12 protein-coding genes are annotated in these 17249 nt (G+C 71.8%); 11 read left to right on the top strand and 1 reads right to left on the bottom strand.

Going from position 1 to position 17249, the window contains the following annotated elements; translation table 11 throughout:
• The first annotated feature begins 582 nt into the window (after positions 1–582).
• Both ACIRG6_RS15665 and ggt read left to right on the top strand, forming a co-directional pair.
• Complete coding sequence (locus tag ACIRG6_RS15665; RefSeq protein WP_364682899.1) at positions 583–1479, top strand: serine hydrolase; 897 nt, start codon at positions 583–585, stop codon at positions 1477–1479.
• Positions 1480–1901: 422 nt separating this feature from the next.
• Positions 1902–3707, top strand: a complete 1806-nt coding sequence (gene ggt, locus ACIRG6_RS15660) for a gamma-glutamyltransferase (protein ID WP_364682897.1) — start codon at positions 1902–1904, stop codon at positions 3705–3707.
• Positions 3708–3713: 6 nt separating this feature from the next.
• Here ggt and ACIRG6_RS15655 read toward each other — a convergent pair whose 3' ends face one another.
• Positions 3714–6242 carry an ATP-dependent Clp protease ATP-binding subunit gene (locus ACIRG6_RS15655; protein WP_365021635.1) on the bottom strand — a complete coding sequence of 843 codons (2529 nt, stop codon included), beginning with the start codon at positions 6240–6242 and terminating at the stop codon, positions 3714–3716.
• 326 nt (positions 6243–6568) lie between these two features.
• On the opposite strand from ACIRG6_RS15655, the gene ACIRG6_RS15650 reads away from it, so the two are divergent.
• From ACIRG6_RS15650 to ACIRG6_RS15610, 9 genes are all read left to right on the top strand, one after another.
• Positions 6569–6820 (top strand): helix-turn-helix domain-containing protein, encoded by a 252-nt coding sequence (locus tag ACIRG6_RS15650; RefSeq protein WP_364682891.1) that lies wholly within the window; start codon positions 6569–6571, stop codon positions 6818–6820.
• 92 nt (positions 6821–6912) lie between these two features.
• Positions 6913–8274, top strand: a complete 1362-nt coding sequence (locus tag ACIRG6_RS15645; protein WP_403322955.1) for a hypothetical protein — start codon at positions 6913–6915, stop codon at positions 8272–8274.
• A gap of 176 nt (positions 8275–8450) precedes the next feature.
• Positions 8451–9293 carry a nitrilase-related carbon-nitrogen hydrolase gene (locus ACIRG6_RS15640; RefSeq protein WP_189232247.1) on the top strand — a complete coding sequence of 281 codons (843 nt, stop codon included), beginning with the start codon at positions 8451–8453 and terminating at the stop codon, positions 9291–9293.
• Complete coding sequence (locus ACIRG6_RS15635; protein WP_364682887.1) at positions 9290–10573, top strand: aspartate aminotransferase family protein; 1284 nt, start codon at positions 9290–9292, stop codon at positions 10571–10573. Before ACIRG6_RS15640 ends, ACIRG6_RS15635 begins: the two co-directional genes overlap by 4 nt.
• Positions 10574–10616: 43 nt before the next feature.
• Complete coding sequence (locus ACIRG6_RS15630; protein WP_364682885.1) at positions 10617–12182, top strand: PucR family transcriptional regulator; 1566 nt, start codon at positions 10617–10619, stop codon at positions 12180–12182.
• Between the two features lie 102 nt (positions 12183–12284).
• Positions 12285–13127, top strand: a complete 843-nt coding sequence (locus tag ACIRG6_RS15625; RefSeq protein ID WP_364823553.1) for a nitrilase-related carbon-nitrogen hydrolase — start codon at positions 12285–12287, stop codon at positions 13125–13127.
• A 28-nt stretch (positions 13128–13155) separates the two neighbouring features.
• Positions 13156–14562, top strand: coding sequence for a dihydropyrimidinase (gene hydA, locus ACIRG6_RS15620; protein WP_364823552.1), 1407 nt, complete (start codon positions 13156–13158; stop codon positions 14560–14562).
• Between the two features lie 11 nt (positions 14563–14573).
• Entirely contained in the window at positions 14574–15596 is a 1023-nt protein-coding gene (locus ACIRG6_RS15615; protein ID WP_239764320.1) for a TIGR03842 family LLM class F420-dependent oxidoreductase, read from the top strand.
• Between the two features lie 114 nt (positions 15597–15710).
• Positions 15711–17237: an NCS1 family nucleobase:cation symporter-1 gene (locus ACIRG6_RS15610; protein ID WP_364682880.1), complete on the top strand. Its 1527-nt coding sequence runs from the start codon at positions 15711–15713 to the stop codon at positions 17235–17237.
• Positions 17238–17249: the final 12 nt, after the last annotated feature.

Below are 17249 nucleotides of genomic sequence, written 5' to 3'. Positions count from 1 at the left end.
AGCCACCGATGAGGGCTCCGCACGCCGGTTGGGGAATACGCACCACTCCGGCGGGCCCATCGTTCCTGACCGGGCCTTCCACCATGTAAGCGCACATTACGTCGCCCGGCATCTTTCGAGCTGGTGCGGCTGCCCTGATCAGTTCGGGCCGAGCGCGAAGGGGGTCGGCTGTGTCGGCCCTTGCCGACCCGTCCAGCCGGAGTGCTATGGGCCTCGTGCCACCTGTGCCCGGTGCTCTCCAAGAAGCAAGGGCCGCCCACGAGCACGGCATCGTTCACACTCGCATCACGATTCCCGTCCAAGCCGCCCTCCCCCTGCATGTGGCCGGCTCAGGCGCTGTCCGTGCCGTGGAGACCGGCTGGGGCTCCGGCGTCTACCCGGTGCTGCTGTTGCGCGTTCTGCGGCAGTGGCGATTCGCCTGACCCATGACGAGACGGGTGCGCCGGGCAAGACTTATGGGTTTTCTCACAAAGCGGTATGCGGCGGGATTGTAGTGACGGGGGTCACCTCTCATGGCATTAATTTCTTCTATTCTCGGCGCCTGATCCCTTTTGGCAACCCCGTTATTGAGGTCTGCTGGTCATGTCTTATCTGCGCCGCATGTTGCATGTGAAGAGCACACCAAGACGTAGCAGCCGTGCCGCCGCCTGCGCTGGTGTGATTCTGGCCTCGGTGACGGCTCTCGGTTCCCTGGGCGGGCTGCACGCGGTACCGGCAATGGCTGCACCGTCGCCGTCGGAGCAGGCCCATGCTGCGGTGGGCGGAAACGCCGCGGTGCAGCGCCCGAGCAAGACACGTGTGACAGCGGCGGTGCTCCGTCTCGACGGCGGAAGCGGGAAGCCGCTGCTGGACGGTGAGGATGCCCCGTACGACACGGCCAGCATCGTCAAGGTCGACATTCTCGCAACACTGCTGCTGCAGGCTCAGGACGCGGGCAGGGACCTTACTGCCCAAGAACGCGCACTGGCCGAACCGATGATCCGAAACAGCGACAACGCGGCGACGAACGTCCTGTGGCGTGAGATCGGCGGCGCGCCGGGCCTGGAGGCGGCCAACAAGCGCATGGGTTTGACCGCGACCAAGGGCGGACCCGGCCCTAAGTGGGGGCTGACACAGACAACAGCAAGTGACCAGATCAGACTCTTGCTCTCCGTGTTCGACGGCGCTGCGACGTTGAAGACCGACTCTCCGCTGAACAAGGACTCCCGGGCCTACATCCGGACTCTCATGACCCATGTGGCGAGCGACCAGGCGTGGGGTGTCTCGGCGGTTTCCGGATCGGATTCCGCGTTGAAGAACGGCTGGCTGCAGCGCACGGCCTCCGGGCTTTGGGATGTCAACAGCGTCGGCCGGGTCACCGTGGACGGACACCGCTACCTCGTCGCCGTGCTGTCGGACGGCAGCGTGTCGATGAGTGACGGCATCTCAGTGGTGGAGCGGGCAGCCAGGCAAGCCCTGGCCGCGACCACCGGAACCTGAAGGGCTGACGCGTCTTCGCCTGCTCGCTGAGGCGGTGCACATGCCCCGAGGCTGCTGTGTCGTGTCAAGCTGCCTGAGCCAGTTCTTCGACGTTGCCGAGTCGGTGCGTCGGAGCGCCCAACGATCTTGAAGATCTGGCGGTAGATCGCCCGCCTGAGGCATCGCTGCGCGTCACGGTAGATCCATCCTTCGATGGTCCTGCGCGCGACGTTACGAGAGTTTCCGCTTCCAGAGATACGTACGGGCGAGCCGGACCAGCGCGGCGCTGATGTCCGCCGCTGTCACCCCCAGGACGATGTTGCGGACGTCGTCAGTCATGGGCGCGCATGCCGGCGGTCGTCGGGGTACTGGTGTCCGACGGGCCCCTGACGCGGCCATGACGATGACTTAAGCTGCCCGAACGGCTTTCACTGGAGGTGCGGATGCGTCGCCCTGTCGCACGGAATCTGACGGTCCTGGCGGTCTCGGCCGCCGTGGTGTCGGTGGGGGCGGCGGCGCCACCCGCCGCGCAGCACAGACCCGCCGCCCCGAAGACCCCGGTCGCCGTCGGCTACGGAGGGGCGGTCGCCAGCGTCGACCAGGACGCCTCCGCCGCCGGCATCGAGGTGCTGCGCAAGGGCGGGAACGCCGTCGACGCGGCCGTCGCCACCGCCGCCGCGCTCGGGGTCACCGAGCCCTACTCCGCCGGCATCGGCGGCGGCGGTTACTTCGTCTACTACGACGCCAAGTCCCGTACGGTGCGCACCATCGACGGCCGCGAGACCGCGCCGCTGACCGCCGACGAGACCCTGTTCACCGAGAACGGCAAGCCGCTCGCCTTCGCCGACGCCGTCACCAGCGGCCTCGCCGTCGGCACCCCCGGCACGCCCGCGACCTGGCAGACGGCCCTGGACAAGTGGGGCAGCCGGAAGCTCGCGTCCGTGCTGGAGCCCGCCGAACGCCTGGCCCGCGACGGCTTCACCGTCGACGACACCTTCCGCTCCCAGACCGCCGCCAACGAACAGCGGTTCCGCTACTTCCCGGACACCGCCGAGCTGTTCCTGCCCGGCGGCCGACTCCCCGCCGTCGGCTCCACCTTCAAGAACCCCGACCTGGCCCGCACGTACAAGGAGCTGGGCCGCAAGGGCGTCGGCGCGATCTACCACGGCGAGCTGGGCGAGGACATCGTCGCCACCGTCGACAAGCCGCCCGTCGACCCGGACTCCGGCTGGAACGCCCGCCCGGGCGACCTGTCCGCCAAGGACCTCGCGGCCTACGAGGCCAAGCTCCAGGCCCCCACCAGGACCACGTACCGCGGCCTGGACGTCTACTCCATCGCCCCGTCCTCCTCCGGCGGCACCACGGTCGGCGAGGCACTCAACATCCTGGAGCGCACCGACCTGTCGAAGGCGAGCAAGGCGCGCTACCTGCACCGCTTCATCGAGGCGAGCCGCATCGGCTTCGCCGACCGCGGGCGCTGGGTCGGCGACCCCGCCTTCGAGGACGTACCGGCGAAGGAGCTGCTGTCGCAGCGGTACGCCGACTCGCGCGAGTGCCTGATCAAGGACGACGCGGTGCTCACCAGCCCCCTCGCGCCCGGCGACCCGAGGCACCCGGCCTCCTGCGCGGGCGGCGGCACGGCGGCACCGACGACGTACGAGGGCGAGAACACCACCCACCTCACGGTCGCCGACAAGTGGGGCAACGTCGTCGCCTACACGCTCACCATCGAGCAGACCGGCGGCAGCGGCATCACCGTGCCCGGCCGGGGCTTCCTGCTCAACAACGAGCTGACCGACTTCTCCTTCGCCCCCGCCAACCCGGCCGTCCACGACCCGAACCTGCCCGGCCCCGGCAAGCGGCCGCGCTCGTCGATCGCACCGACGATCGTGCTGGACCAGCACCACAAGCCGGTCGTGGCGGTCGGTTCACCCGGCGGCGCGACCATCATCACCACCGTGCTCCAGACCCTGACCGGCTTCCTCGACCGCGGCCTGCCGCTGGTCGACGCGATCGCCGCGCCGCGCGCCAGCCAGCGCAACGCCGCCCAGACCGAGCTCGAACCCGGCCTGTACGACAGCGGGTTGCGGGCGGAGCTGGAAGCCCTCGGGCACTCGTTCAAGCGCAACCCGGAGATCGGCGCGGCGACCGGTGTGCAGCGGCTCCCGGACGGCAGGTGGCTGGCCGCCGCCGAGAAGGAACGGCGCGGCGGCGGCTCGGCCATGGTGGTCAGGCCCGCGCGGCGGTAGCCCGCGTCACAGTTCGGGGACGGGCCGCTCCGGCGTGCGGAACGCCAGCCGCCCGTCCTCGACGTCGACCGTGACCCGGCCGCCCTCGCGGATGCGGCCGTCCAGCAGCAGCCGGGAGAGCTGGTTGTCCACCTCGCGCTGGATGGTCCGGCGCAGCGGCCGGGCGCCGTACTCGGGCTGGTAGCCGCGCTCGGCGATCCAGTCCACGGCCGCGTCGGTGAAGTCGACGGTGATGTCCTGCGCCCGCACCATGCGCCGGGTCTGATCCAGCAGCAGGCTGGTGATCTGCCGCAGCTGCTCGCCACTGAGCTGGCGGAAGACGACGATCTCGTCGATGCGGTTGAGGAACTCCGGACGGAAGTGCTCGCGCAGCGGACGCAGCACCTGCTCGCGCCGAGCCTCCTCGTCCGCCTCGGAACCACCGGACCCGAAGCCGATGCCGGCACCGCGCCGGGTGATCACGTCGGAGCCCAGGTTGCTGGTCATCACGACGACCGTGTTCGTGAAGTCCACCGTCCGGCCCTGCGAGTCGGTCAGGCGGCCGTCGTCCAGGACCTGGAGCAGGATGTTGAAGACGTCCGGGTGCGCCTTCTCCACCTCGTCCAGCAGCAGCAGCGAGTACGGGTGCCGGCGCACCACCTCGGTGAGCTGGCCGGCCTCCTCGTGCCCGACGTAGCCGGGCGGGGCGCCGACCAGGCGGCTGACGGTGTGCCGTTCCTGGTACTCGCTCATGTCGAGGCGCACCATGCGGTCCTCGCTGCCGAACAGGGCCTCCGCCAGGGCCCGGGCCAGCTCGGTCTTGCCGACGCCGGTCGGGCCGAGGAAGAGGAAGGACCCGATGGGCCGGTCGGGGCTGGCGAGTCCGGCGCGGGAGCGCAGCACGGCGTCGGAGACGACCCGTACGGCCTCGTCCTGGCCGACCACCCGCTCGTGCAGGTGCGACTCCAGGCCCAGCAGGCGGTCCTTCTCCTCCTGGGTGAGGCTGCTGACCGGGATGCCGGTCTGCCGGGACACCACCTCGGCGATGGACTCGGTGCCGACCACCAGGTTCAGGCCCTCGTCGGCCTCGTCGCCGCCGTCGGCCTCGGTGATCCGCTGCTTCAGCTCGGTGATCCGGTCGCGCAGCTGCATCGCCTGCTCGTACTGCTCGTCCGCGACGGCCTGGTCCTTGTCCCGGACCAGCTGGTCGACCTCGCGCTCCATGGTCCGTACGTCCGTGCCCTTGGTGCGCGCCCGCAGCCGCACCCGGGCACCGGCCTGGTCGATCAGGTCGATCGCCTTGTCCGGCAGGCGCCGGTCGGTGAGGTAGCGGTCGGACATCTCCACGGCCGCGACCAGTGCTTCGTCGGTGTAGCGGACCTGGTGGTGGGCCTCGTAGCGGTCGCGCAGTCCGCGCAGGATCTCGATGGCGTCCGCGGTGGTGGGCTCGGGGACCAGGATGGGCTGGAAGCGGCGGGCGAGGGCCGCGTCCTTCTCGATCCGGCGGTACTCCTCCAGGGTGGTGGCGCCCACGATGTGCAGTTCGCCGCGGGCCAGGGCCGGCTTGAGGATGTTGCCGGCGTCCATCGAGCCGCTCTCGCCGCCGCCACCGGCGCCGACGACCGTGTGCAGCTCGTCGATGAAGATGATCAACTGCTCCGAGTGGGCGCGGATCTCGCCCACGATGTTGTTCAGCCGCTCCTCGAAGTCGCCCCGGTAGCGGGTGCCCGCGACCACGCCCGTCAGGTCCAGTGAGACCACCCGGCGCCCGATCAGCACGTCGGGCACGTCACCGTCGGTGATGCGCTGCGCGAGCCCCTCCACGATGGCGGTCTTGCCGACGCCCGCGTCACCGATCAGCACCGGGTTGTTCTTGCCGCGGCGGGAGAGCACCTCGACGGTCTGCTCGATCTCCTGCTCGCGCCCGATCACCGGGTCGATCCGGCCCTGCTGGGCCAGGTCGGTGAGGTCGCGGCCGTACTTGTCCAGCGTCGGCGTGTTCGTGGACCGGGGGCCCTCCGCGCGGGCCTTGGCGGCGTCCGGTGTCTCCGTGGGCAGGCCCGAGGGAGCGAAGCGGGCCGCGTTCAGGATGTGCCCGGCCGCCGAGTCCGGGTTGGCGGCCAGGGCGCTGAGCACGTGCTCCGGGCCGATGTACCCGGTGCCGGTGGAGCGGGCCAGCTCGTGCGCGTCCAGCAGGGCGCGCTTGACGGCCGGGGTCAGGGAGAGCGACGTGGGTGGCGGGACCTCGCCCGGCGGGTGCTGCACCGGGCCGGTCCGCTCGTCGATCTGCGACGCCAGCGCGTCGGGGTCGGCGCCGGCCCGGCTGAGCAGGCCGCGGGTCGGTTCGGTGGCGAGCGCGGCCCGCAGCAGGTGCTCGGTGTCCAGATCCCGGCTGCCGTGCTCGGCGGCGTACTGCGCGGCGCCGCGCACCAGCTCCCGGGCGGGCTGGCTGAGCAGCCGCCCGATGTCGATCTGCCTCGGCCTGGGCCCGCCGAAGAAGCGCGCCAGGAATTCCGCGAACGGGTCGCCCTCCGGGCCCATGAAGCCGCTGCTCATCGTGTACGGACCTCCGCTGCATCGCTGATCGACGTGCCGGGGCCGGGTAACCCGGCCGGGGCGCGGTCATGCCCAACATGACACGTTCTGTTGCGACGGGCATGTCCGGCACCCCGGCCGGGCGGACGACAGCGGAGCCGTCCCGGCAGGTCGAGGCGGGGGCCGGAGCCCGGAAGAGCGGGGTGTCACGGGCGCCCGCACTGCGAAGGCGGCTGCCCCGGGGCCAGGATTCCTGGGCGGCCCCGGGTCTTCAGTTCCACCATTCCAATAACTATACCGGTATTTTAATTGGGTCACTCACGCGAGGCCGGTATTAGAATGACGGCATGGTGCGCACCCCTTTGACCCCGGAAGAACGCGAACGCGGCGAGCGGCTCGGGCGGCTGCTCCGCTCGGCCCGCGGCGACCGCACCATGACGGAGGTCGCCGCGCAGGCCGGCATCTCCGCCGAGACCCTGCGCAAGATCGAGACCGGGCGGGCGCCGACACCGGCGTTCTTCACGGTGGCCGCGCTGGCCGCCGCCCTGGGGGTGTCCATGGACGAGCTCGTGGGACAGTGCGCGCTCGTGGGCGTCTGACGTCCGCTCCCGAAAACTCCCCGTAGCCGACCCGTAACACGGCTGGTGTTCCCTACAGCCGGAGCGGAGTCCAGGCGGGCGGGAGTCGAACGATGGCCGTGGAACAGCTGCCGGGGCGCGTACGGGAGTTCGCGCACTACCTGACGGGACTGCTGGCCCGCCTCGACCCGGACACCGGCTGGTGCGCGGTGTTCCGGCAGCGCGACCCCGACGGCATGCGGGCCTGCCTCGACGGGCGCGAGGTGCCGCCCTGGGACGTGGTGGAGGCCCTGCTCCAGGACCTCGCCGGGCGGTACGGCGCCGCCGCCGCCGAGACGGAGACGGACACCGCCCGCGCCCTGTACACGGCCGCGCTCACCGCGTACGACGCGCTGCCCGGCGCCCGGGACGCCCTCGGGGACCGGCTCGACGTGATGCTCCGCGAGCAGCGGTACGCCGCCGAACGGCAGGCGGAACTCGGCCGCCTGCTCGCCGAGGCCGTCACGCCCGAGGCGGCCGACGCCCTCCGCCTCGACCTGGCGTGGGCCCGCGACGACCACGCCCGGGCCACCGCCCGGTGCGCCGAGATCCGGGCCCGGACGGCGGAACTGGACCGCGCCGCCGCACAGGACCGGCGGGGGAGGGGTGTGGCCGACGCCGGGTCCCCGGCGTACAGCGGGGCGGCCGGATCCGCGGCCGGCACGGACAGTCCCGTGCCCGTGCCGGCCGAGCCCGCGCACCCCGCGTCCAGGAAGCCCGGACGCCGCCGGGGCGGCGCCCGTTTCGCCGGCCTCCCGGACGAGGACGAGGCCCCCGTCGCCGTAGCACCGGCCCCCGTGCCGGACCCGGCCGCCGCCCCCGCCGCACGCACCCCGGGCGGCGCCCGTTTCGCCGGGGCCGCGGTGGCCGCCGAACCCGTGCGGACGCCGACCGCGCCGGCGGCTCACGACGACCGGGCCGAGGTCGCCCGGGTCGTCGAGGCGCTGGCGCGGCTGCGGGCCGAGGGGCGCAGCGGGGAGGCGCACGCGCTGCTGGCCGAGGCCGCGCACGGGCCCGCCGTCCGCTTCCCGCTGCTCGCCGAGCGGCTGGACCGCGCCGGGCTCGGCGCCGACTGGACGACCCTGCTGTGGGAGACCGCCTCGCTGCCCGCCGCCCGGCTGGTCGCCGCCGCCGACGCGCTGGCCGCCGCCGGGCGGAGGGCCGACGGGGAGCAGGTCCTGCGGCAGGGCGTCGTACGGCCCGCCGCGGAGATCGGACACGGCGTACTCGGACTCGCCGCCGAGGGCCGCCACCGCGAGGCCCGCGCGCTCCTCGACGCCTGCGTCCGCGCCCGCACCCCGCAGCAGGCCGCCCGCGTCGCCGAGCCCGACCCGGCCGTGCTCGTACCGCTGCTGCTGGACGCGGCACGAGGGGTCTCCGAGGAACGCCACTGGGATCTCGTCCACGCCCTGCGCGTCGCCGGACTGGCCGGGTGAGCGTGCCACACCAGCCTCGTAAGCCCCACCACTCACCCGCAGGGGTGCGAATCGCGATCGACACCCCGGCTTGGCGACGATGGTCTTGGCAAGCCCGTCCGAGAGGCTTACGTTCGTCCCTCTACGGCCTGCTCTACGGGCGTAGAGGCTCTGACGTCGTGTCGAAGGAGCAGCTCATGGCCAACGTCGTACGTGCCGCTCTGGTCCAGGCCACCTGGACCGGCGACACCGAGTCCATGGTGGCGAAACACGAGGAGCACGCCCGCGAGGCGGCCCGGCAGGGCGCCCGGGTCATCGGCTTCCAGGAAGTCTTCAACGCCCCGTACTTCTGCCAGGTCCAGGACCCCGAGCACTACCGCTGGGCCGAGCCCGTGCCAGACGGGCCGACCACCCGGCGCATGCAGGCACTCGCGCGCGAGACCGGCATGGTGATCGTCGTCCCGGTCTTCGAGGTCGAGCAGTCCGGCTTCTACTACAACACCGCGGCCGTGATCGACGCCGACGGCACCGTCCTCGGCACCTACCGCAAGCACCACATCCCGCAGGTCAAGGGCTTCTGGGAGAAGTTCTACTTCCGGCCCGGCAACCTCGGCTGGCCCGTCTTCGACACGGCCGTCGGCAAGGTCGGCGTCTACATCTGCTACGACCGGCACTTCCCGGAGGGCTGGCGGCAGCTCGGCCTCGGCGGCGCCCAGCTGGTCTACAACCCGTCCGCCACCCACCGGGGCCTGTCCGCCCACCTGTGGCGGCTGGAGCAGCCCGCGGCGGCCGTCGCCAACGAGTACTTCGTCGCCGCGATCAACCGGGTCGGGCAGGAGGAGTACGGCGACAACGACTTCTACGGGACGTCGTACTTCGTCGACCCGCGCGGCCAGTTCGTCGGCGACGTCGCCAGCGACACCAAGGAGGAACTTGTCGTCCGCGACCTGGACTTCGACCTCATCGAGCAGGTGCGGCAGCAGTGGGCCTTCTACCGCGACCGCCGCCCCGACGCCTACGAAGGGCTGGTGCAGCCGTGACCAAGGACCTGTTCGCCCGTCACCGCGCCGTGCTGCCCGACTGGCTCGCGCTCTACTACGAGGACCCGCTGGAGATCACGCACGGCGAGGGCCGGCACGTCTGGGACTCCTCCGGCAACAAGTACCTCGACTTCTTCGGCGGCATCCTCACCACGATGACCGCGCACGCCCTGCCCGAGGTGACCAAGGCGGTGAGCGAGCAGGCCGGGCGGATCATCCACTCCTCGACGCTCTACCTCAACCGGCCGATGGTCGAACTCGCCGAGCGCATCGCCCAGCTGTCCGGCATCCCCGACGCGCGCGTCTTCTTCACCACCTCCGGCACCGAGGCCAACGACACCGCCCTGCTCCTCGCCACCGCGTACCGGCGCAGCAACACCATCCTGGCGATGCGCAACAGCTACCACGGCCGTTCCTTCAGCGCCGTCGGCATCACCGGCAACCGCGGCTGGTCCCCGACCTCGCTGTCCCCGCTCCAGACGCTGTACGTGCACGGCGGCGTACGCACCCGCGGGCCCTACGCCCACCTGGACGACCGCGACTTCATCGACGCCTGCGTCGCCGACCTGAAGGACCTCCTCGGCCACACCCGCCCACCCGCCGCGCTGATCGCCGAACCCGTGCAGGGCGTCGGCGGCTTCACCTCCCCGCCGGACGGCCTGTACGCCGCCTTCCGCGAGGTGCTGCACGAGCGCGGCATCCTGTGGATCGCCGACGAGGTGCAGACCGGCTGGGGCCGCACCGGCGAGCACTTCTGGGGCTGGCAGGCCCACGGGCGCAGCGGTCCGCCCGACATCGTGACCTTCGCCAAGGGCATCGGCAACGGCATGTCGATCGGCGGCGTCATCGCCCGCGCCGAGATCATGAACTGCCTGGACGCCAACAGCATCTCCACCTTCGGCGGCACCCAGGTCACCATGGCGGCCGGCCTCGCCAACCTCACCTACCTCCTGGAACACGACCTCCAGGGAAACGCCCGGCGCGTCGGCGGACTGCTCCTCGAACGGCTGCGGGGCGTCGCCGCCCAGGTGCCGCACGTCCGGGAGGTGCGCGGACGCGGACTGATGCTCGGCATCGAGCTGACCCGGCCCGGCACCGACGAGGCCGACCCCCTGGCCGCCTCCGCCGTGCTGGAGGAGGCCCGCGCGGGCGGCCTGCTCATCGGCAAGGGCGGCGGCCACGACACCAGCGCCCTGCGCGTCGCCCCGCCGATGTCCCTCACCGTCGCGGAGGCCGAGGAGGGCGCCGCGATCCTGGAACGCGCCCTGCGGAGCCTGTGACGGCCGTGCGCTGAGCCGTGCACCGAGCGGAGGTACCGCCGCCATGACCACCACCCGGGAATCCTGGGAACCCGCCCTGTCGGTCCGTCAGGTCCTCGCCCTGGAGCGGGTGCTCGCCGGGCAGCCCGAGGTGGTGGCCGGCGCCGGCCTGCTCGACCGGCCGGTGCGCTGGGTGCACGTGGCCGAGGCCGCCGACGTCGGGGTGATGCTCAGCGGCGGCGAGATGGTCCTCACCACCGGGGTGCTGCTCGCCGGGGACGAGGACCGGCAGACCGAGTACATCCGCTCCCTGCACCGCGCGGAGGCCGCGGCCGTCGTCCTCGGGCTCGGCCGCGCCTTCCCCGCCCCGCCGGACGTGATGCGCCGGACGGCCGAGCGGTGCGGGCTGCCCATGGTCGTCCTGCACCGTCCCTCCCCCTTCGCCGAACTGACCGAGGAGGTCCAGTCCCGGCTGCTGCGACGCAAGTACGCCGCCGTCAGCCTCTCCGAGGCGGTCCGCACCGAACTGACCGGCCTGATCACCGCGGGCGCCCCCGTGCAGCGCCTGCTCGACGAGGTGGCCCGGCACGCCGGCTGCCCGGTCGTGGTCACCAACCTCGCGCACCGCGTCCTCGCCACGGCCGGGGCGCGGGCGGCCGTCGACGACGTGCTGCGCGACTGGGAGCGCATCGCCCGGCAGGCCGGCGCCGGCGCCGCCGACGGCTGGATCCGCGCCGAGCTGACCTGCCGCGGGGAGCGCTGGGGGCGGCTGGTGCTGTGCGGCCACCGCGGCGACCGGGCCGCCGGACGGCTGCTCGCCGACCGCGCCGCCGAGGCCCTCGTCCTGCACCGCATGCTCGGCGGCCCCGCGATGCCCTCCTGGGAGGAGCAGTCCGCACGGAGCCTGCTCACCGACCTGGCCGGCGGGGCCGTGCCCGCGCGGCAACTGCTGCCGAGGGCACGGGCGGCCGGACTGCCGGTCAACCGGCGCGTCTTCGTCCCGCTGGCCGTCCGCGACGGGGACCCGGCCCGCCTCGACCGCGTGCTGCGGCTGCTGGGCCTGCCGGGCCTCGCCGCCCGGCTCACCGACGACACGACCGCCGTACTGCTCAGCCTCGCCCGGGACCAGGACGCCAGGGCACTGACCGACCACTTCGCGGCCCGGCTGCGCACGGAGCCCGGCGCCACCGGCACCGTGGTCGCCGCGGCAGACGCCCGCACCCTCTGGGACGACGTACCGGCCGGCCTGCGCGAGGCGCAGCACGTCGCCGACGCCGTCACCGACTCCGCGGCGGCCCTCGACCTGCCGCCCGTCGTCCGCCTGCGGGACATCCACCTGCGCGGCCTGGTACGGCTGCTGCGCGACGACCCGCACGTGCAGTCCTTCGCCGAAAGGGAGCTGGACGGGCTGCTGCGCGGCCCCGACGAGGACCTGCTCCCCGTCCTGCGCACCTACCTCGCCACCGGCCGCAACAAGTCCCGCACCGCCCAGCTCCACCACGTCTCGCGTCCCGCCCTCTACCGCCGCCTGGAGGCCATACAGGCCAGGCTCGGCGTGGACCTCGACGACTTCGAACAGGCCGCGTCCGTGCACATCGCGCTCCTCGCCCACGACGCACAACAGGGGTGACACCGTGCAATGCCCGATGCCCGCAGACGTGACACCGTGCCCGTCGAACGGGCCCGCCGCCGTCCCTACGCTCGCAGCACACCGAGCGAGTGGAGGCCGAAGATGAGCCGAGTGATCCGTGCCGCGCTCTTCCAGACCGCGTGGACGGGCGACAAGGAATCGATGATCCAGGTCCACGAGCAGGCGGTCACCGACGCCGCCGCCCAGGGAGCCCAGGTCCTGTGCTTCCAGGAGCTGTTCTACGGGCCCTACTTCTGCCAGGTCCAGGACCCCGAGTTCTACGCCTACGCCGAACGCATCCCCGACGGCCCGATCGTCGAGCGCTTCAGGCGGCTCGCCCGCGAGCACGGCATCGTCCTGGTGCTCCCCATGTACGAGGAGGAGCAGCCCGGCGTCCTCTACAACACCGCCGCCGTCATCGACGCCGACGGGTCCTACCTCGGCAAGTACCGCAAGACCCACATCCCGCAGGTCAAGGGCTTCTGGGAGAAGTTCTACTTCCGGCCCGGCAACTCCGGCTGGCCCGTCTTCGACACGGCCGTCGGCAAGGTCGGCGTCTACATCTGCTACGACCGGCACTTCCCGGAGGGCTGGCGGGCGCTCGGCCTCCAGGGCGCCGAGGTCGTCTTCAACCCGTCGGCCACCTCACGGGGCCTGTCCGGCTACCTGTGGCAGCTGGAGCAGCCGGCGGCGGCCGTCGCCAACGAGTACTTCGTCGGCGCCATCAACCGCGTCGGCGTCGAGGAGTACGGCGACAACGACTTCTACGGCACCTCGTACTTCGTCGACCCCGAGGCGCAGTTCGTCGGCGAGGTCGCGAGCGACAAGGAGAGCGAACTCCTCGTCCGGGACCTCGACATGGGCAAGCTGCGCGAGGTCCGCGACCGCTGGCAGTTCTACCGAGACCGGGCGCCGGGCGCGTACGCGCCGCTGACCGCGCCCTGACCGACCGCTCCCGACAGGAGGGACCAGCATGACCAGCAGTCGTACCGTCATCCGCGGTGGTCTCGTCATCACCGCGTCCGACGAGATCCACGCCGACGTGCTGATCGAGGACGGCCGCGTCGCCGCCCTCGCCGCGTCGGGCACCCCGGCCGCCGAGGGCCTCACGGCCGAGCGGACCCTGGACGCCACCGGGAAGTACGTGATCCCGGGCGGCGTCGACGGCCACACCCACATGGAGATGCCCTTCGGCGGCACCTACGCCGCGGACACCTTCGAGACGGGCACCCGGGCCGCCGCCTGGGGCGGTACGACCACCATCGTCGACTTCGCCATCCAGAGCGTCGGGCACTCCCTGCGCGAGGGCCTCGACGCCTGGCATGCCAAGGCCGAGGGCAACTGCGCGATCGACTACGGCTTCCACATGATCGTCTCCGACGTGAACGAGAAGACGCTCAAGGAGATGGACCTGCTGGTGGAGGAGGGCGTCACCTCCTTTAAGCAGTTCATGGCCTACCCCGGCGTCTTCTACTCGGACGACGGCCAGATCCTGCGGGCCATGCAGCGCGCCGCCGGCAACGGCGGACTGATCATGATGCACGCCGAGAACGGCATCGCGATCGACGTCCTCGTCGAGCAGGCGCTCGCCCGCGGCGAGACCGACCCCCGCTACCACGGCGAGGTCCGCAAGGCCCTGCTGGAGGCCGAGGCCACCCACCGCGCCATCCGGCTCGCCCAGGTCGCCGGCGCGCCGCTCTACGTCGTGCACGTGTCGGCGCAGGAGGCGGTCGCCGAGCTGACCCGGGCCCGCGACGACGGCCTGAACGTCTTCGGCGAGACCTGCCCGCAGTACCTGTTCCTGTCCACCGACAACCTTGCCGAGCGGGACTTCGAGGGCGCCAAGTACGTGTGCAGCACGCCGCTGCGCCCGCGCGAGCACCAGGCGGCGCTGTGGAAGGGCCTGCGGACCAACGACCTCCAGGTGGTCTCCACCGACCACTGCCCCTTCTGCTTCACGGGCCAGAAGGAGCTGGGCCGCGGCGACTTCTCCAAGATCCCCAACGGCATGCCGGGCGTCGAGAACCGCATGGACCTGCTCCACCAGGCCGTCGTCGACGGGCACATCAGCCGGCGCCGCTGGATCGAGATCGCCTGCGCCACCCCGGCCCGTATGTTCGGCCTGTACCCGAAGAAGGGCACCATCGCCCCCGGCGCCGACGCCGACATCGTCGTCTACGACCCGCACGCCGAGCAGGTCCTGTCCGCCGAGACCCACCACATGAACGTCGACTACTCGGCCTACGAGGGCAAGCGGATCACCGGCCGCGTGGAGACCGTGCTCTCGCGCGGCGAGCCGGTCGTCACCGAGCGGGAGTACACCGGCCGCAAGGGCCACGGTGTCTACACCCCGCGCTCCACCTGCCAGTACCTGAACTAGGAGCGGTGCCCATGGACTTCGGACTCGTCCTGCAGACCGACCCGCCGGCCTCCCGTGTCGTCAGCCTGATGCAACGGGCCGAACGCAACGGGTTCACGCACGGCTGGACCTTCGACTCCGCCGTGCTGTGGCAGGAGCCGTTCGTCATCTACAGCCAGATCCTGGCCCACACCACGAAGCTGAGGGTCGGCACGATGGTCACCAACCCGGGCACCCGCACCTGGGAGGTGACCGCGTCCACCTTCGCCACCCTCAACGACATGTACGGCAACCGCACCGTCTGCGGCATCGGCCGCGGCGACTCCGCGATGCGCGTCGCCGGCCGCAAGCCCAACACCCTGGCCCGCATCAGCGAGGCCATGAAGGTCATCCGGGCGCTGGGCAGGGGAGAGGAGGCCGACCTCGGCGGCGGAACCGTCGTCAGGTTCCCCTGGATCAAGCCGGACGCCGAACTCCCCGTGTGGATGGCCGCGTACGGACCCAAGGCCCTGAAGATGACCGGTGAGGAGGCCGACGGCTTCATCCTCCAGCTCGCCGACCCCTACCTCACCGAGTACATGGTCCGGGCCGTCAAGGACGCCGCGACGGCGGCCGGCCGCGACCCGTCCGAGGTGACGATCTGCGTCGCCGCCCCCGCCTACGTCACCGCCGACGACTCGCCCGCGGCACTCGCCCACGCCCGTGAGCAGTGCCGCTGGTTCGGCGGCATGGTCGGCAACCACGTCGCCGACCTGGTCGCCAAGTACGGCGAGCACTCCGCCGCCGTCCCCGACGAACTCACCGACTACATCAAGGCCCGCCAGGGCTACGACTACGCCCACCACGGACGCAGCGGCAACCCGGACACACAGTTCGTGCCGGACGAGATCGTCGACCGGTTCTGCCTGATCGGGCCGGTCGAGAAGCACATCGAGAAGCTGACCGCCCTGCGCGCCCTCGGCGTGGACCAGTTCGCCGTGTACGACATGCACGACGCACAGGAAGCCGTCATCGACGCGTACGGCACCCAGGTCATCCCGGCCGTCAACGGCTGACTCCCCGGTACGCCCCCTCCCCCCTCGGGGGCAGGGGGTCCAGGGCGCACCCGCGCACCCCCCTCGGCACCGCCCGCACGGCCTCTCCCGACCCACCGCATGATTGGCCTGCCCATGACCGACACCGCGCCCACCGCCATACCGCCGTCCGCCCAAGTCACCCTCCCCGACGGGCGCGTGGAGCTCGCCCCGGGCTCCCCGCCGCCGAGCGGCCCGTACGCCAACGACGACCTGCTGCCGGTCCCCGTCGGCAAGCGCACCTGGACCACGTACAACTTCTCCGCGCTGTGGGTCGGCATGGCCCACAACACGGCCTCCTGGACGCTCGCGTCCGGTCTGATCGCCGTCGGCATGGACTGGAAGCAGGCGGTGTTCACCATCGCCCTGGCCAACCTGATCGTGCTCGTCCCGATGCTGCTCACCGGGCACGCGGGACCCAAGTACGGCATCCCCTTCCCCGTCTTCGCCCGCGCCTCCTTCGGTATCCGGGGCGCCAACCTGCCCGCCGTCGTGCGGGCGCTGGTCGCGTGCGGCTGGTTCGGCATCCAGACCTGGATCGGCGGCGAGGCCATCTACTTCCTGGCCGGCAAGCTGATCGGCGACGGCTGGACGGACGCCGGTACGGTCGGCGGCTACGCCTGGACCATGTGGCTGTCGTTCGCGATCTTCTGGGCGATCCAGGTCGCCGTCATCTACCGGGGCATGGAGACCATCCGCCGCTTCGAGAACTGGGCGGCGCCCTTCGTCCTGGTCGGCGCGTTCGTGATGCTGTGGTGGATGACCGACCAGGCGGGCGGCTTCGGCCCGCTCTTCGACCAGCCGTCGGAACTGGGCTGGGGCGGCGACTTCTGGAAGCTGTTCTGGCCCTCCCTCATGGGCATGATCGGCTTCTGGTCCACGCTCTCCCTGAACATCCCCGACTTCACCCGTTACGGCAAGAGCCAGAAGGCCCAGACCCGCGGCCAGGCCCTCGGCCTGCCGACCACCATGACCCTGTTCGCCTTCCTGTCCGTCATGGTGACCTCCGGCTCGCAGGCGGTCTACGGGGAACCGATCTGGGACCCGGTGCAGCTCGCCGCGAAGACGGACAACGCGGTGGGCCTGCTCTTCGCCCTCGTCACCGTCCTGGTGGCGACCCTGTCCGTGAACATCGCCGCCAACCTGGTCTCACCGGCCTTCGACTTCTCCAACGTCGCGCCCCGCAAGGTGAGTTTCCGGGCCGGCGCGCTCGTCACCTGCGTCCTCGCCGTGCTGATCTTCCCGTGGAAGCTGTACTCCGACCCGCAGGGCTACATCTTCACCTGGCTCGGCCTGGTCGGCGGGCTGCTCGGCACGGTCGCCGGCATCCTCATCGCCGACTACTGGATCCTGCGCCGCGCCCGCCTCGACCTCGTCGACCTGTACCGCACGGGCGGACGGTACTGGTACACCGGCGGCTGGAACTGGCGGGCGGTCGCCGCCTTCGTCACCGGCGGTGTCCTGGCCATCGGCGGCGCCGACTTCCACCCCCTGATCGACGGCCGGCCCGTGCCGTTCCTCGAACCGCTGGCCGACTACGGCTGGGCGGTGGGCCTCGGCACCTCGATGCTGCTCTACCTGCTGCTGATGCTGCCCGGCGCCCGGAACCGGGCCGCCGGCTGAGACGCCGTCGGG

Origin of the sequence: Streptomyces flaveolus (assembly GCF_044765825.1) — a bacterium.
Taxonomy (GTDB): domain Bacteria; phylum Actinomycetota; class Actinomycetes; order Streptomycetales; family Streptomycetaceae; genus Streptomyces; species Streptomyces flaveolus.
This window is presented reverse-complemented; position numbering and strand designations above follow the sequence as displayed.

What these genes read in the sequence shown, in the direction of transcription:
- ACIRG6_RS15630 (WP_364682885.1), top strand. Translation starts at nt 10,617, where the DNA reads ATGACCACCACCCGGGAATCCTGGGAACCCGCCCTGTCGGTCCGTCAG.
- ggt (WP_364682897.1), top strand. Translation starts at nt 1,902, where the DNA reads ATGCGTCGCCCTGTCGCACGGAATCTGACGGTCCTGGCGGTCTCGGCC.
- ACIRG6_RS15655 (WP_365021635.1), bottom strand. Translation starts at nt 6,242, where the DNA reads ATGAGCAGCGGCTTCATGGGCCCGGAGGGCGACCCGTTCGCGGAATTC.
- ACIRG6_RS15640 (WP_189232247.1), top strand. Translation starts at nt 8,451, where the DNA reads ATGGCCAACGTCGTACGTGCCGCTCTGGTCCAGGCCACCTGGACCGGC.
- ACIRG6_RS15610 (WP_364682880.1), top strand. Translation starts at nt 15,711, where the DNA reads ATGACCGACACCGCGCCCACCGCCATACCGCCGTCCGCCCAAGTCACC.
- hydA (WP_364823552.1), top strand. Translation starts at nt 13,156, where the DNA reads ATGACCAGCAGTCGTACCGTCATCCGCGGTGGTCTCGTCATCACCGCG.
- ACIRG6_RS15645 (WP_403322955.1), top strand. Translation starts at nt 6,913, where the DNA reads ATGGCCGTGGAACAGCTGCCGGGGCGCGTACGGGAGTTCGCGCACTAC.
- ACIRG6_RS15625 (WP_364823553.1), top strand. Translation starts at nt 12,285, where the DNA reads ATGAGCCGAGTGATCCGTGCCGCGCTCTTCCAGACCGCGTGGACGGGC.
- ACIRG6_RS15615 (WP_239764320.1), top strand. Translation starts at nt 14,574, where the DNA reads ATGGACTTCGGACTCGTCCTGCAGACCGACCCGCCGGCCTCCCGTGTC.
- ACIRG6_RS15665 (WP_364682899.1), top strand. Translation starts at nt 583, where the DNA reads ATGTCTTATCTGCGCCGCATGTTGCATGTGAAGAGCACACCAAGACGT.
- ACIRG6_RS15650 (WP_364682891.1), top strand. Translation starts at nt 6,569, where the DNA reads ATGGTGCGCACCCCTTTGACCCCGGAAGAACGCGAACGCGGCGAGCGG.